The organism is Paenibacillus camerounensis (genome assembly GCF_000723885.1).
GTDB classification, from domain to species: Bacteria; Bacillota; Bacilli; order Paenibacillales; family Paenibacillaceae; genus Paenibacillus_AQ; species Paenibacillus_AQ camerounensis.
Map to the genome: position 1 here is coordinate 1 of NZ_CCDG010000084.1, position 15307 is coordinate 15307.

Genomic DNA, 15307 nt, shown 5'->3' on the forward strand with positions numbered 1-15307 from the left:
CCCCCCCCACTACCCCCGCCTGTAATATGCTCCTCGGACTCCGCCGCCGCTTGTCTTAGGAATTAGCAAAATCCCGTCCCCGCCGTCACATGAAATTCACACAACTCCGGCTGCACCGGGTATCCGGTGCTTTATTACTTTTGCACTCTTTGTATGCGGTTACATTATTTTGGTGCAGCCAAGCCTTCGGCAGAGCTTTTCGTTCATGACAGGTGATAGGCGCTGCATACAATACAATGAGGCTGTGTGTCCCTTAGACTTGCAGGGATGACGGCAACCCAGAGAGTCTGAGAGGATGAGACCTATGCAGCAATATATTGCCCGCAAGGGAGATACCGTCAGCCGGATCGCGGCGAGATATGGACTTACACCAGAGCATGTTATTCAGGGGAACCCGTGGGCGGGCAGGCAGCCATATCTTTATCCGGGGCAGATTCTGTTCCTGCCCTCTGCTCCGCGTAAGCGTTACGCCGTGCAGGAGGGGGAGGATGCAGCAGCCATCGCCGGTCTGTTCGGGGTGGATATAGGTGAACTGGAGCTGCTGAACCCGGGTATCGCCGCCGGCCGCTGCTGCACTCCGGGCAAAGTGCTGGTCATTCCCAACGCTGCCCCAAGCAGTATAGTAACCATAGAAGGCGAATACGGCCCGGCGGAGCTAGAGGAGGATACCAGGCTGCTTACACAAAAGTATCCTTTTATTGATGCGAGCAGTATAGGAATGAGCGTTATGGGCAAGCCGCTGCAGTTGCTGCGGATCGGCAGCGGCCCCTGCCATCTGCATGTGAATGCCGCCCTGCATGCCAACGAATGGCTGACCTCCCCGTGCCTGATGTCTTTCATAGAGCAGTATGCGGAAACTTATGCAGCCGGCGGTGACTGGCACGGGCATGATCCGGCACGATGGTTCCGGGATTGGACGCTATGGGCTGTGCCGATGGCTAATCCCGATGGTGTGGAACTGGTGCAGGAAGGGGTGCTGCCGGGTCATCCCTATTACACTGAGGTGCTGAAATGGAACAGCAGACGGCGCAGCTTCCGCCACTGGAAGGCCAATATCCGCGGCGTTGATCTCGGCGACCAGTTCCCGGCTCACTGGGAGGAGGAGCGTAAGCGGCGGCAGATTTCCGGGCCTGCACCGCGTGATTACAGCGGCCAGGCACCGCTGAGCGAGCCTGAAGCAGCTGCGCTTGCCGCACTTGCGGAGCAGTATCCCGGTGAAGCGGCAGTTTCACTGCACAGCCAGGGTGCTGAAATCTATTGGAATTACCGCGGATATGAACCGCCTTCGAGCAGGCAGCTGGCGGCAAGCTTGGCTGCAGTAAGCGGCTACAGGGCGGTAGAGCTGGCCGGCAGCGATGCCGGTTATAAGGACTGGTTCATCCAGCGGTTCCGCAAGCCGGGCTTCACAGTCGAGCTTGGGAACGGCAAAAACCCGCTGCCGCTGGCAGACTTTGAAGACATGGCCTTGGAGACCGGTCTTATTATCGCGGAAATCCTTACGAATTTGCATAAAAATTGAAACAAAAGCTGCAAATTTGCGTAAGATAGCAGCAAAGGGTACGGCCGCAATCCTGATTATCGGTGCTTAGCGGCTGTATCCTTTTTATATTTTTTATTAAAAATGAAACAATAACTGCTGATTTGCGTAATGAACAGCAAAGAGTACGGCCGTAATCCTTTTACAGGTACTATAGCGGCGGTACCCTTTTCATTTGAGGCAAAAAAGCAGGAGGAATGTAATCTATGAAACTAAGAAAACTGCTGTCCCTGAAACAGTGGTCCTATATATTCAAAAGCACCTGGAAATTCGTAATGTCGCCTTCCGTCTCGCTGGGGGATAAGCTGCTTTTTACCATACCGGCACTGCTCTACTGGATTTTGCCTGATGTAATGCCATTCATGCCGATTGATGATATAGGGGTAACCATGCTGCTGATGGGCTGGTTCGTGTCACGGATGGACCGCAAATATCCGGGTCTGGGAAGCGTAAGATGAAAGTTTAAAGAATTTTGTACGTATTTTGTCATAAGACGTCCTTCTATTTGTCCGGGAAGGTTGCTTTTGCAGACTACTTTCCTTAAAATGAATTATTGAGGTTTTAAAGTAGATGCTGAGGAGATGGATGATGATGAACGTCAAAATTACCCGCAATGCGGCTAAAGTGATAAAGAAAACCATGGAACTCGAAGGCAACAGCGAGCTTAAGCTGCGCGTAGCCATTACACATGCCCACGGCGACCATGCTCATTACGGTCTGGATCTGGACACGCCTAAGGAAAATGACATCGTGGTCTCCACCGACAAAGATATCGATGTTATTCTTGATCCGAACCAGCCGCTGCTGGACGGTGTGAAGATCGATTACTTGTATCTGCCGGAAGAAGGCTTTGTCATTACTAATCCGTCCAAAGGCAATCACGGCGACCACTAAACCGCCGCTGTAAATAAGGACATAAAGAAGGGTTGCTCCATGGCTAACGAAATACAGATCTGTGATCAATGCAATCACACCAGAATGAAGACGATCATGCCCAAGCTGCGTAAGATGGCGCCTGACGCCGAGATCAAAGTCGGCTGCAAGTCCTACTGCGGACCTTGCGGAAAACGGGCCTTTATCTATATTAACGGACGTTATGTAAGTGCTCCTACCGAGGATGAGGTGCTGGCTAAGGCAGAAGCTTTTGTTAAGAAGCCGGCGGCTGTTAAGGAATAAATTCAAATAATGGGTATGCCGGATGGACTGGCGTTCCCGGACAGAAGTCCCTGCTCTCCGGCGGGGGCTTTTGTGTTATGCAGAGGAATTGCACTGATTTGGGGCAGATTGCTTGACGTGTTATAATATACAGGTTGTTGATTGATCTATTACATAGGCGGCAGCCGCCAAAACTTAGGAGGGAATGAGACGGTATGAAGCATCTTAATGGCAGCACGGTTCTGAATAACGGGGTTCATATGCCCTGGTTTGGTCTTGGTACGTTCAGAGCAGAGGGAGCCGAGGTGGCTAATGCGGTAACAACCGCACTGGAGCTGGGCTACAGAAGTATTGATACTGCTGCGGTATACGGCAATGAAGAAGAAGTCGGACAATCGATTGCATCAAGCGGTGTAGCACGGGACAGCCTGTTTGTGACGACTAAAGTCTGGAATTCCGATCAAGGCTATGATACGACGCTGCAAGCTTTTGACTCCAGCTGCAGGAAGCTTGGTCTTGATATGATCGACCTGTATCTGATTCACTGGCCGGGCAAGGATAAATATAAGGATACCTGGCGTGCACTTGAACGCCTCTATCAAGAAGGCCGGGTGCGGGCGATCGGGGTCAGTAATTTCCAGATCCATCATCTGGAGGAGCTGCGCAAGGATAGCGGCATTGTACCTGCCGTTAACCAGGTGGAGCTGCATCCGCGTTTTATCCAGAAAGAGCTGCATGACTACTGTGCTCAGCATCAGATTCAGATCGAGGCGTGGGCGCCGCTGATGAAGGGCAGACTGCAGGATAACGGGCTGCTGCAGGGCATCGCCGGTAAGCACGGCAAGACCGTGTCCCAGGTGATCCTGCGTTGGGGCCTGCAGAACCGGATCGTTATTATACCGAAGTCGGTTACCCCGTCCCGCATTAAGGAGAACAGCGAAATCTTTGATTTTGAGCTGACTTCTGAAGAAGTTAGTGCTATTAGCGGACTGGATGCCGGTGAACGGATCGGGACAGATCCGGATAAACTGATGTTCTAGCTATGAAAAGCATCATCTGAGCTTAGAAGTACAATCGGTATTACGCAATAAGAAGAGCCTTAGACCACAGCCAGTGATGCTGTTGTGGTCTAAGGCTCTTCTGTAAGCTCTTATTGCGGCTGACGAGGCGGGAGCGGTCCCAGATACTGATAATACTGGCACTCAATCCGGCCGTTGTACAGCTTGCGGCGCTTGTCCGCTTTGCGGCCGTAATATTGCTCGAATTCCTTATATGGACTGATTGCGAAGAAGGACCAGGTCGGCAGATACAGCATCATCTCGCCAAACTGGCGGGTGAGCTTCTCTACTTCCTTATCATTACTGATCCGCTCACCGTAAGGAGGGTTCGTGATGATGCAGCCGTATTCGCCTTCCGGACGGGCTTTGGCGGCGGCCATATGCTTGAATGTGATCTCGCCGGCGAGACCTGCGCTCTTGGCAGCGGCTTCGGCAATTTCAATAGCCGCCGGGTCAATATCGGTACCGGTCAGCTGCAGCGGGTAATCATCGCGCACAGCATCAAAGGCCTCGTCGCGGGCTTCCTCCCACAGGCGCTTCGGAATTTCCGGCCAGTGTTCGGACGGGAACGAACGCCGCAGTCCGGGCGCGATGTTCCAGGCGATCATCGCCGCCTCAATCAGAAGAGTACCAGAGCCGCAGCAAGGATCGTATAGCGGACGGTGTCCATTCCAGCGGCTGAGCTGAATAAGGGCGGCGGCCATCGTTTCCTTCAGCGGGGCTTCGGTTGCCTGGCGGCGGTAACCGCGCTTATGCAGCGCAGGACCGGTGGTATCCAGCGTAATCAGAGCAATGTCATTCAGCAGAATGACTTCAACCACATAACGCGGGCCGTTCTCCGTGAACCACTCGGTGTGATATGACTGCTTCAGCTTCTCAACAATCGCCTTCTTGACAATCCCCTGGCAGGCAGGTACGCTGGTAAGCTGGGATTTGTGGGACCTTCCCTCAACCGGGAACTCCCCGTTCTCAGGAATCCAGTCCTCCCAGCTGATGGCCTTGACGCCTTCAAACAGCTCATCGAAGGTCCGGGCCGGGAACTGGCCCATTTTGATCAGGACCCGGTCAGAGGTGCGCAGCCAGAGGTTGCAGCGGCAGATATCGATAAGATCCCCGCTGAATAACACCCGGCCGTTCTCAACAGTGGTCTCATAACCCAGTTCATTTAATTCACGTGCGACTACAGCCTCCAGACCCATAGGGGCGGTGGCGATCAGTTGTAATTTACCCAATTGTGCTCAACTCCGTTTAGCTTGTAGATGGTGGCTCCCAGCCAGTACAATAAGGAAAGCAGACAGTCAAAGCGGGTTCTTATACCTTCTTCATTCCGTGCATGCCTACGCTTAGTAAGGCCTGGCCTAGCCAATCCTTTTAAGTATAGGGGAACGCGCGTGACTTCACAACAGGATAAGGAGAATACATATGCTCAATCAGGAAGAATACAGTGAAATGTTGTACACAGAAGACGAATTATTGCTTGAGGTAAAAAAAGCGATCCTTGCTAACGGCATGCCGGAGGTCTCCGTCGCTCCGGGATACGGGCGGCTGCTGTCGATGCTGGTCAGGCTGTCCCGCTCCACGCGCATTCTGGAGATCGGCGCACTTGGCGGCTACAGCGGTATTTGCCTGTGCCGCGGATTTGCCTCCGGCGGACAGCTGACCTCCCTTGAGCTGAAGGCGGAATATGCGGAGCTGGCGCAGAGCCATCTAACCAAAGCCGGCTTCGGAGAAGCAGTGGAATATAGAATCGGCCCTGCACTGGACAGCCTGAAGGAGCTGGAAGCGGAGGGCCGGACCTTTGATTTCTATTTTATCGATGCGGATAAGCTGAACTATCCGGACTATCTGGAGTATGCGATCCGGCTTGCGGCGCCCGGGGCGATTATCGCCGGAGATAATATTTTTCTGCGCGGCCGCACGCTGAATCTGGAGCGTAACGGCCCTGCGATTCAGGCGGTGCGGAGCTTCAATGAAAGGATCGCAAGTGATGAACGGCTGATCAGCACCCTGCTGCCGGCTTATGACGGACTGGCGCTGGCGATGGTGAAATAAGTATCCGGCACATCATTAGCGGAACAGCTGGTGACGGGTCGGCTTGTACAGCTTGAAGCGTACCCAGACGGTATTGATCAGCAGGAACCCGCCGGAGATGATGAACAAGCCCTCGATACCGATATAGCCGGACAAAAACCCGCCGATTACCGCCCCCAGCATATTGCCCAGGGCCAGCGTGCTGCTGTTGAAGCCGAAGGCCCTGCTCTCCTTGCCGTCAGGGGTGTAGGAACGGATTAGTGCGTTCACACTCGGCAGCAGCCCGCCCATAAAGACTCCCATCAGGAAGCGTACAATAATTAATTGCCATACACTTGTCACAAAAGCCTGAGGAATCAGAAACAGCGCAGCCCCGATTAGCGCATACGTCAGAATCCGGTGGGCACCGACCTTATCGCTCAGCTTACCGAGCAGCGGTGAGGCAAGCATATTGGAAATACCGGTCACCGCGCTGACCATTCCCGCCCAGAAGGCGATATTGACAGCCGATCCGTGCAGCTTTTCGACGTAGATCGGCAGCAGTGACATCGGGCTGATCATCGCGAACTGCAGCAGAAAGGTCACACCGAACAGTGCAGGCAGCTGCGGCACCTTGGCCAGCTCCTTGAATCCCTCCAGCACAGACGCCTGCGGCACCTTGGCCGCCTCTTCGCGGCTGAATTTTTCTTTTACCAGGAATAAAGCAAGCAGTGAGGCTACAAACAGCAACGCACCTACGACGTAAAAAATCGGGCGGAACCCGATCCAGTCAGCAAGCAGGCCGCCGATAAGCGGTCCCAGGATGGTACCTGCTACCGAGCCGGACTGCATCAGGCCCATGGCAAATCCCATACGGTGCTTGGGGGTTGTACCGGACACCAGAGCGATCGAAGCCGGATTGAAGCCTGATATTGTCCCGTTCAGCAGCCGGAGCAGCAGCAGCTGCATCGGGGTCTGGGCAAAGCCCATCAGCACAATGACAATCGCCATGCCGAAGCTGGAGCGCAGCAGCATGATCTTACGGCCGTATTTGTCGGCGAGCTTACCCCAAAGCGGCTGAAATATAAATGAGGTCAAAAAATTTGCGGCAAAAATAAGTCCTGCCCAGAGTCCGATTTCCCTGTCACCGACAACACCTAAATCCTTCGCGAGATAAAGGGACAGGAACGGGGTAATCATAGTCATACCGGCATTTACGAGAAATTGGCCAAACCAAAGCACCATGAGGTTGATCTTCCAGGTCTCCCGGTTCTTCAAAGTGCTTTCACTTCCTTTCAATAAATATTATGCGAAAAAATTCACGAAAAATTGACATTATATCAGTATATCATAAAATTTAAGCTTCCCGGTGCAACACTTGTCATAGTAATGTCATTGGATTGTCATTCCGTCCGGGTGAGAACGCTTGTTACCCTCTTTTAAAAGGGGCATAATAAGTGATATGCGTGTGCAACTATCCTATCAAAAAACAATGGAGATCTTATCATGACCTACAATGACACTTTTATCCGCGCCTGCAGACAGCAGGAGACGGACCACGTTCCCGTATGGTACATGCGGCAAGCCGGCCGTTATGATCCCGAGTACCGTAAAATCAAGGAGAAATATTCGCTGCTGGAAATCTGCAGCCAGCCGGAGCTTGCGGCTGAAGTAACCTTGATGCCTGTGCGCAAGCTGGGTGTGGATGCGGCTATCCTGTATTCCGACATTATGAATCCGGTCGCTTCGCTTGGCATTAAATTCGACATTGTGAAGAATATCGGTCCGGTGATCGAGAATCCGATCACCAGTGCTGCCGATGTAGACCGTCTGAAACCGATTGATGTAGAAGGCGATTTGGGCCATATTCTGAAAACAATCGCTATCCTGGACAAGGAGCTGGAGGTGCCGCTGATTACATTTGCCGGCGCACCGTTCACTATTGCCAGCTATTTAATTGAAGGCAGGCCTTCAAAGAGCTATCACCGGACCAAAGAAATGATGTTCAGCCAGCCGCATGTCTGGGAGCAGCTGATGGATAAGCTGGGCGATATGGTTATCACTTATCTGCGTGCCCATGTAAAGAGCGGCGGCAAGGCGTTCCAGCTGTTTGACAGCTGGGTCGGGGCGCTGGCCCCGCGTGATTTCGAACGCTACGTATTGCCTACAATTACCCGTATTTTTGCCGAGCTGTCGGATCTTAATGTGCCGAAGATTTATTTTCCCGGCGTAAGCTCCGGCGAGCTCCTTCCGAGCCTTAAGGACCTGAAGGCTGATGTAATCGGACTGGACTGGCGTGTAAGCCTTACAGAAGGCAGACGCAGAACCGGAGGCGGCTTTGCTGTTCAGGGCAACCTCGATCCTTATCTGCTGACCGCACCGATGGAACTGCTTAAGGAGCGGGCCAAGGATCTGATCGACGAGGGGATAGAGCAGCCCGGATATATATTCAACCTGGGGCACGGCTTATTTCCCGAGGCTTCGCTGGATACGCTAAGAGAGCTGACGGAATACATCCACGACTATTCGAAGCAGGCGCTGAAACAGGCGGCTAAGCCGCACAATTAACATAAGGAGCTGAATTCCATGACTGCAAAAATCGGTGTTCTAGTGATGTCGTACGGCACACCCGAAAGCCTGGAGCAGGTAGAGGCTTATTACACCCATATCCGGCGCGGGCATGCCCCTTCTGCTGAACAGCTCAAGGAGCTCAAAGACCGCTATGAAGCCATTGTCGGAGGCGTATTTCCGCTTAGGGAAAATACCGACCGGCAGGTTGAGGCGCTTCAGGAGACTTTGAATAAATCTGGCGGGGACGTAGAATATGTGTGTTATCAGGGACTGAAGCATGCCAGGCCTTTTATCGAAGACGGTGTGGAAGCAATGGTGCGGGACGGCATTAATCATGCTGTCGGTATCGTGCTGGCCCCGCATTATTCGGTTATGAGTGTTGGAACATACATTAAACGGGCAAAAGAAAAAGCGGAAGCCTGTGGAATCACCATAACCTTCGTAGAAAGCTATCATCTGCACCCGGAGCTGGTTGAAGTGCTCAGCCGCCGGGTATCGGTGAAGCTCGACCAGTTCGAAGAGACCGGTTCGGCGCGCGGCGATGTGCGCGTGCTGTTCAGCGCACACAGCCTGCCTGAGCGGATTCTGGCAATGGGAGACCCTTACGTCGATCAACTGCTTGCAACCTCGCAGGCTATTGCTGGTCAGACGGGTGTAAGCAATTGGCAGTTCACCTGGCAGAGTGCGGGAAGAACGGCTGAGCCGTGGCTGGGTCCGGACATCCTTGATACCATGCGTGAGCTGGCCAAGAGTGAAGTGAAATATGTGCTGTCAGCCCCGATCGGATTCGTGTCTGATCATCTGGAGGTGCTGTACGACCTGGACATCGAGGCCCAGGCGCTTGCCGCTGAGCTGGATATGCGCCTGATGCGTATTGAGTCGCTGAACAGTGATCCGGCATATATGTCTGTTCTCAGTGATGTGGTCCGCGCCAAAGCCGGCGAGCTGCAGGTGAAGCAGCTATGACCGCACCACACCGTAAAGTAGTGATTATCGGCGGAGGCCTCAGCGGCCTCAGCGCCGCTTTTTATGTGCGTAAGTACTACCGGGAAGCAGGCGTCCAGCCTGACATTGTTCTTCTGGAGAAGGATAATGTTCTTGGCGGGAAGATCGAGACGCTGCAGCGTGAAGGCTTTGTTATCGAGAAGGGCCCGGATTCGTTTCTGGCCCGCAAGACGGCAATGGTTGAGCTGGCCCGGGAGCTTAAGCTTGACCATGAGCTGGTGAGCACGAACCCTAACGCCAAGAAGACGTACATACTGCAAAAGGGCAAGCTGCACCCGATGCCGGCAGGACTGGTGCTTGGTATTCCGACTGAGCTGAAGCCGTTCCTGCAGAGCGGCCTGGTCTCCTTCGGCGGCAAGGTCCGGGCGATGCTTGATTTTGTGCTTCCGCCGCGCCGCAGCCGGGAGGATGAATCACTGGGCGAGCTGATTGAGCGCCGTCTTGGGACAGAGGTGCTCGAGAATATGACCGAGCCGCTGCTGGCGGGGATTTATGCCGGCGATATGCGCAAGATCAGCCTCCAGGCGACGTTCCCGCAGTTCGGGGAGGTTGAGCGCAAGTATGGAAGCCTGATTCGGGGTATGACCACCGGCCGCAAGCCGGTGGAGACCCATACCGGCACCAAGAAGAGCGCCTTCCTAACCTTTAGGGGCGGCCTGCAGAGCCTTGTGCAGACGATGATCCGGGAGATGCATGATGTAGAGCAGCGGACCGGAGCAGCAGCAGCGGCCATTAGTAAGAGCGGATTACAGGATGCACCGCGGTATCTGGTGCACCTGGAAAGCGGCGAAGTTCTGCAGGCGGATGATATCTACGTTACCGTGCAGGATTTTGCCGCTGCCGGCTTACTCCGGCCGCATGTGGATGTATCACCGCTGGAGAACGTGAACTATGTATCTGTGGCAAATGTAGTTGTAGCGTTTGCCAAGAAAGACATCGTTACAGAGTACGACGGCTCAGGCTTCCTGGTCCCCCGCAAGGAGGGCCGTAATATAACCGCCTGCACCTGGACTTCGACCAAGTGGCTGCATACCAGCCCGGACGATAAGGTGCTGCTGCGCTGCTATGTCGGCCGCTCCGGGGATGAGCAGAATGTGGAGCTGCCGGACGATGCGCTTACAGAACTGGTGCTGAAGGATCTGCGGGAGATTATGGGCATCACCGCAAAGCCGCTCTTTACGGAAATTACCCGTCTCCGCCGCTCCATGCCGCAATATCCGGTCGGCCATCTGGCCCGGATTGCCGGCCTGCGCAGTGAGCTGGGGCAGAAATTGCCGGGCGTATATGCCTTTGGGGCAGGCTATGATGCAATCGGCCTGCCGGACTGCATCAGGCAGGCTAAGGATACTGCCGGAGCTGCGGCTGGCGGCCTTGGGAAGCTGCCGGAGCCAGAGGCGGCGGCTGTAAAATAAGAAGGAACGGTGAAGCTGGGGCTTCACCGTTTTTTTCTGCGGTTTGGGATACGCCGGGCGCATTAGTATGATTTGGAGGGCAGCCTGCCAGATATGCTATAATAGAAACACTTTTACGCATAAAGGAGATTATTTGTATCCATGTATCCGTCGCGATCACAGAGCCGCAAGAAAGATGAAAACAAGAAAAAACGCCGGCGCAGAACGGTTTGGGCATGGACTAATGTAAGTCTGTTATTGTTGATCACCGCCATGTTAACCTATTATTTCATAGGAGACCGAGGGAGCGGCAGTGCTGTGGAACTTCCGCCGGCTGAGAGCACGGCAACTGCGGCTCCAACACCATCGCCGGAGCTCCCGTCAGCAGCCCCTTCCTTAGCGGCTGAGCCGTTGCCTACAGCTGAGGCAACTCCGGAACCGTCACCATCGCCAACTGCGGAGGCCACGCCATCGCCGTCACCATCGCCTGCCAAGGAAGAGCCGTCACCAACACCGTCAGCAGATGGAATAGCGGAAGACGGTGCGCAGACAGGCGGCGGCCAGGAACAGGATGTCTCCGGCCTTCCTGAGAATGCTGCGGGGCAGACCGTTACCATGAATTTTGCCGGCGATGTCATCTTTGCGGGTAAGGTTGCCGAGCTGCTTCAGAAAAAGGGCTATGAGTATTCCTACTCTGCACTGGACGGGATGTTCAAGAAGGACGATCTGACGGTTGTAAATCTGGAAACTCCGATTACGACTGGCGGGGTTGGCGCAGCTGATAAGCAATTTGTGTTCAAAGGCGCACCCGCAGCACTGGATGCACTCAAAGCGGCCGGTGTGGATGCGGTCAATCTGGCCAACAATCATACGCTGGATCAAGGCGAGCAGGGCCTGCTGGATACACTGAGCCATCTTAGCTCACGGGGAATTCCTTACGTCGGAGCAGGCAAGAACAGCAAAGAAGCTTATACTGCACAGTATTTTGAACGCAATGGAATTAAGATAGCCCTTCTGGGCTTTACCCGGGTCATTCCCCGCAGTGACTGGACGGCCGGAGCCGCTAAACCGGGCTTAGCGGCGGTGTACGACAGTACGGAAGCGCTCAAGACGATCTCAGCCGTTAAGAAAAAAGCGGACATCGTCGTTGTAGTCGTCCATTGGGGGAAAGAGCGGGTGGAGCAATATGACTCTACACAGCAGACACTGGGGCGCAGCTTCATTGATGCCGGAGCAGACCTGGTTATCGGCGGCCATCCGCATGTGCTTCAAGGGATTGAGCCTTATAAGGGCAAATGGATTGCCTACAGCACAGGTAACTTTATTTTTACCCGCTCCACAACCCCGGCTACCTGGGAAACGGCAGTCTTCCAGGCGGAGTGCAGCATTAAAGGCGAGTGCTCGCTGACGCTGCATCCGATGGATGCCGAGCTGGGACAGCCGGTGCCGATGAACGATGCCGACGGACAGCTGCTGCTTAGCAAGGTTCAATCCTTGTCGGCGGGCCTGGTCAGAATCGGCAGTGACGGGCGGGTTGTCCAGGCAGGAAGATAATCTGCGTCCGGCTGATACAGCACAAGGATGATCTAGATCCAGTCTTGACCCGAGTATGTGACAGGCCATTTCTTCAGCTGGAGGGATTGATGATGATGAATAATAGTTGCGTAGCCCATCGCGGTTTTTCCGGCAAAGCGCCGGAGAATACACTCGCTGCCGTACGTATGGCGCTTGCCCTTCCTTTTGTCAGCTGGATGGAAATTGATGTGCAGCTGACCAGGGACGGTGTGCCGGTCGTCATACATGACTTCACGCTCGACCGCACGACGAACGGGCACGGTAAGGTGAAGAATATGGATTTTGAGCCTATGCGGCGGCTGGATGCGGGGAGCTGGAAGGGGCGTGCTTTTCGCGGGGAGAAGGTGCCTTCGCTGGAAGAGGTGCTGGAGCTTGCCTCCGGGAGGCTGAAGCTGAATATTGAGCTGAAGACAAGCGGAGATATGTATCCGGGGCTGGAGAAGGCGGTTATTGATCTGGTCTCCTCCAAGGGCATGCGGGACGAGGTCGTCCTGACTTCCTTCGATGCAGGAGTACTCCAGCGGATTAAGGAGCTCGATACACGCATCGTTACGGGACTGATCTATGACTCACGGCTGGGTGATCCTGCGCGCAAGGTGAAGGAGCTGGACTGCTCCTTTCTGTCGATCAGCTTTGCCAGGCTGAATCCGGGGCTGGCCCGGCTGATGTCGGAACGCGGGGTGAAGATGATGGCCTGGACGGTGGATAAGGCGAAGGAAATGCGCCGGCTGTCCGAGATGAACGCTGATATTATGATCTGCACGAACCGTCCGGATATTTGGGGCGATACTTTTCTGAAAGCCTGATCTGTCATCATATTAATAGGGAAGCGAGCTGAAGCTATAATGTGTGCTGATATTAATAATGTGTATTGTGTTGGTAGGAACTACAGATTGCATGCGGAGGAGCTCGGGAACAAGGTTCCTCAAGAGCCGCTGATTTTTTTGAAGCCGTCCCATGCTGCTGTAGCGCTGGATAAGGCGATTATCCATCTTCCCCAGAATGCCGGCCAGATTCACTATGAAGGTGAGCTGGTCCTGCGCATTGCCCGTGATTATGTCCCCGGCATGAGTGTGGAGGAGCTGGTGGATGTGATGGCGCTGGGCCTGGACTTCACGCTGCGTGATGTTCAGGAGGATCTGAAGAAGAAAGGGCTGCCCTGGACGGCGGCAAAAGGCTTCAAAAATGCGGCTCCGCTGACACCGTACATTGCTTTTCCTGAAGAGGAGGAGCTGGACGCTACTGACTTTACTGTCCGTAAGAACGGGGCAGAGGTGCAGCGCGGCAACGTGAAGGATATGATTTTCCCGCTTCAGAAAATTGTTGATTTTATTGCAGCCAGATACGGTCTCGGCAAAAATGACCTGATCTTCACAGGGACACCGGCCGGGGTCGGACCCGTGGTTTCGGGTGATTCCTTCGAGCTGTTCTGGGGTGACAGGCTGCTGGGCACCTGCATCATCGGATAAAGGAGCTGGCCGGCAATGGTGTCTTGGATAATTGGCGCCTTGGGCGCTATGCTTGTGGCGGGAGCGGCATACCGCAGGCAATCACTCAGCTTCTCAGGGATGATCGCAGCCTTTGTGATGGGGACGGTTTATTTTGGGGCAGGCAATGCCTTCTGGTTCGGCATTCTGCTGGTCTTTTTTATCTCATCAAGTCTTCTCTCCAGGCTGCATCACGAAAATAAAGCGGAGCTGGAGCTCACTTACGACAAAACAGGGACGCGGGATGCCGGGCAGGTCTTTGCCAATGGCGGGATGGGCATGCTGCTGGTATTGCTTAACGCGGTTTATCCGCTGGAGCTATGGGAGCTGCTCTTTATCGGTGTTATGGCTACGGTGACGTCCGACACCTGGGCGACAGAGATCGGCACGCTGGCCAAGCGGCCGCCGCGCTCTGTGCTGACCGGCAAGGTGCTGCCGGCCGGCACCTCAGGCGGCGTGTCGCTGCCTGGCACGCTGGCCGCCGCCGCCGGCGGAGTCCTGATTGGCGCAGCCTCCTGGCTGCTGCGGGCGGTCTCCGGCATGGAAGAGCGCTCCTTCCTGCTGCTGACGCTGGCAGGACTGCTGGGCGGGCTAGTCGGCGCCTTCGCCGACTCGATCCTGGGGGCCACGGTACAGCGGATGAACCGCTGCGGCGTATGCGGCCGCGAGGTAGAAGCCTCGCGGCACTGCGGCCGACCTACAGTACATGCCAGGGGCTGGCGCTGGATGAATAACGATGCCGTCAACGCGCTTAGCACGCTGGCCGGCGGCGCGGCGGCCCTGCTGGTCCGCCTGCTCTGATCTAGAACAGGCGGCAGAATGCTCCTGCACGGGGCAAAGCGATTATGATTTGGAGGTGAAACGGTTGGGCAGCACAGTAAGTCACAAGCATACAGCTATTCTCGATGCGGCTTATGAACTCTTCGGCTCAGGGGGTTTTTATGAGACGAAAATGTCCGAAGTGGCAGAGCGGGCGGGAATTGCCAAAGGTACCGTCTACTTATATTTTAAAAGCAAGGAAGAGCTGTTTCTGGCTGTTACACGCCGGGATTGCGAAGATTTCCTGGAGCAGCTGGAGATGAAGCTGAAAGGCTGCAGCAGCCTGCAGGACCAGCTCGCCGTAATTGCCGGCCATCATCTGCTGTACTATTTTGAGCGTAAGCAGCATACCAAGCTGTTCTTCCGTGCGCCTAATAACCATCCAGAGCTGATGGCTTTTATGGCCCGTTTTATGGAGGACTATATGCATGCGGTAATGAAGGTTATGCAGGACAGCGGTGCTGAGGAGCCGGAGCTGCTGGCCGAATCCTATATCGGCACACTGGACAGGCTCAAGATGGATATTATGCTGCGTCCCGGGTTCACGGAGGAAGATGCGCGTAAACGGGCGGATTTTGCGGCAGGGCTGTTTATCCATGGGGCACTCGGCAGCCTGAAGGAAGAACGGGTACATACCATACCTGAAGAAGAGGAAGAAGACAAAGCGTAATCCGCTATCAAACTATATAGCAAGTGAGG

At 54.6% G+C, this 15307-nt stretch carries 16 protein-coding genes; 14 read left to right on the forward strand and 2 right to left on the reverse strand.

Translation table 11 applies throughout. The annotated features are described in order from the left end of the window. The first annotated feature begins 304 nt into the window (after positions 1 to 304). From BN3772_RS26560 to BN3772_RS26580, 5 genes are all read left to right on the forward strand, one after another. On the forward strand, positions 305 to 1519 hold the full coding sequence (locus BN3772_RS26560; protein ID WP_042203362.1) for a M14 family metallopeptidase: 1215 nt from the start codon (positions 305 to 307) through the stop codon (positions 1517 to 1519). Positions 1520 to 1743: 224 nt separating this feature from the next. Then, positions 1744 to 1995 (forward strand): hypothetical protein, encoded by a 252-nt coding sequence (locus BN3772_RS26565; protein ID WP_042203364.1) that lies wholly within the window; start codon positions 1744 to 1746, stop codon positions 1993 to 1995. Between the two features lie 133 nt (positions 1996 to 2128). Beyond that, complete coding sequence (locus BN3772_RS26570; protein WP_039871960.1) at positions 2129 to 2431, forward strand: HesB/IscA family protein; 303 nt, start codon at positions 2129 to 2131, stop codon at positions 2429 to 2431. Between the two features lie 39 nt (positions 2432 to 2470). Next, the gene (locus BN3772_RS26575) at positions 2471 to 2713 is read left to right on the forward strand and encodes a YuzB family protein (protein ID WP_039871963.1); all 243 of its coding nucleotides are present in this window, start codon (positions 2471 to 2473) and stop codon (positions 2711 to 2713) included. Positions 2714 to 2907: 194 nt separating this feature from the next. Then, entirely contained in the window at positions 2908 to 3732 is an 825-nt protein-coding gene (locus BN3772_RS26580; protein WP_042203365.1) for an aldo/keto reductase, read from the forward strand. A 110-nt stretch (positions 3733 to 3842) separates the two neighbouring features. Here the strand turns inward: BN3772_RS26580 and BN3772_RS26585 are convergent, their stop codons facing one another. Further along, the gene (locus BN3772_RS26585; RefSeq protein ID WP_042203366.1) at positions 3843 to 4982 is read right to left on the reverse strand and encodes a THUMP domain-containing class I SAM-dependent RNA methyltransferase; all 1140 of its coding nucleotides are present in this window, start codon (positions 4980 to 4982) and stop codon (positions 3843 to 3845) included. Between the two features lie 190 nt (positions 4983 to 5172). Between BN3772_RS26585 and BN3772_RS26590 the strand changes: the two genes are divergently transcribed. Beyond that, positions 5173 to 5802: an O-methyltransferase gene (locus BN3772_RS26590; protein ID WP_042203367.1), complete on the forward strand. Its 630-nt coding sequence runs from the start codon at positions 5173 to 5175 to the stop codon at positions 5800 to 5802. A 15-nt stretch (positions 5803 to 5817) separates the two neighbouring features. Here BN3772_RS26590 and BN3772_RS26595 read toward each other — a convergent pair whose 3' ends face one another. Next, positions 5818 to 7038, reverse strand: coding sequence for an MFS transporter (locus tag BN3772_RS26595; RefSeq protein ID WP_042203368.1), 1221 nt, complete (start codon positions 7036 to 7038; stop codon positions 5818 to 5820). A gap of 228 nt (positions 7039 to 7266) precedes the next feature. Here BN3772_RS26595 and hemE point away from each other — a divergent pair, with 228 nt between their 5' ends. From hemE to BN3772_RS26635, 8 genes are all read left to right on the forward strand, one after another. Further along, positions 7267 to 8328, forward strand: coding sequence for a uroporphyrinogen decarboxylase (gene hemE / locus BN3772_RS26600; protein WP_042203369.1), 1062 nt, complete (start codon positions 7267 to 7269; stop codon positions 8326 to 8328). Positions 8329 to 8346: 18 nt separating this feature from the next. Then, complete coding sequence (hemH, locus tag BN3772_RS26605) at positions 8347 to 9297, forward strand: ferrochelatase (RefSeq protein ID WP_042203370.1); 951 nt, start codon at positions 8347 to 8349, stop codon at positions 9295 to 9297. Continuing rightward, on the forward strand, positions 9294 to 10748 hold the full coding sequence (gene hemG / locus BN3772_RS26610; protein ID WP_042203371.1) for a protoporphyrinogen oxidase: 1455 nt from the start codon (positions 9294 to 9296) through the stop codon (positions 10746 to 10748). The genes hemH and hemG overlap by 4 nt, the downstream gene beginning before the upstream one ends. Positions 10749 to 11045: 297 nt before the next feature. Then, positions 11046 to 12281: a CapA family protein gene (locus tag BN3772_RS26615; protein ID WP_244444849.1), complete on the forward strand. Its 1236-nt coding sequence runs from the start codon at positions 11046 to 11048 to the stop codon at positions 12279 to 12281. 95 nt (positions 12282 to 12376) lie between these two features. Continuing rightward, on the forward strand, positions 12377 to 13108 hold the full coding sequence (locus BN3772_RS26620; RefSeq protein WP_042203410.1) for a glycerophosphodiester phosphodiesterase: 732 nt from the start codon (positions 12377 to 12379) through the stop codon (positions 13106 to 13108). 39 nt (positions 13109 to 13147) lie between these two features. Next, positions 13148 to 13771: a fumarylacetoacetate hydrolase family protein gene (locus tag BN3772_RS26625; RefSeq protein WP_042203374.1), complete on the forward strand. Its 624-nt coding sequence runs from the start codon at positions 13148 to 13150 to the stop codon at positions 13769 to 13771. Positions 13772 to 13789: 18 nt separating this feature from the next. Further along, positions 13790 to 14590 (forward strand): DUF92 domain-containing protein, encoded by an 801-nt coding sequence (locus tag BN3772_RS26630; RefSeq protein ID WP_042203411.1) that lies wholly within the window; start codon positions 13790 to 13792, stop codon positions 14588 to 14590. 64 nt (positions 14591 to 14654) lie between these two features. Beyond that, positions 14655 to 15278: a TetR/AcrR family transcriptional regulator gene (locus tag BN3772_RS26635; RefSeq protein WP_042203375.1), complete on the forward strand. Its 624-nt coding sequence runs from the start codon at positions 14655 to 14657 to the stop codon at positions 15276 to 15278. Positions 15279 to 15307 lie beyond the last annotated feature (29 nt).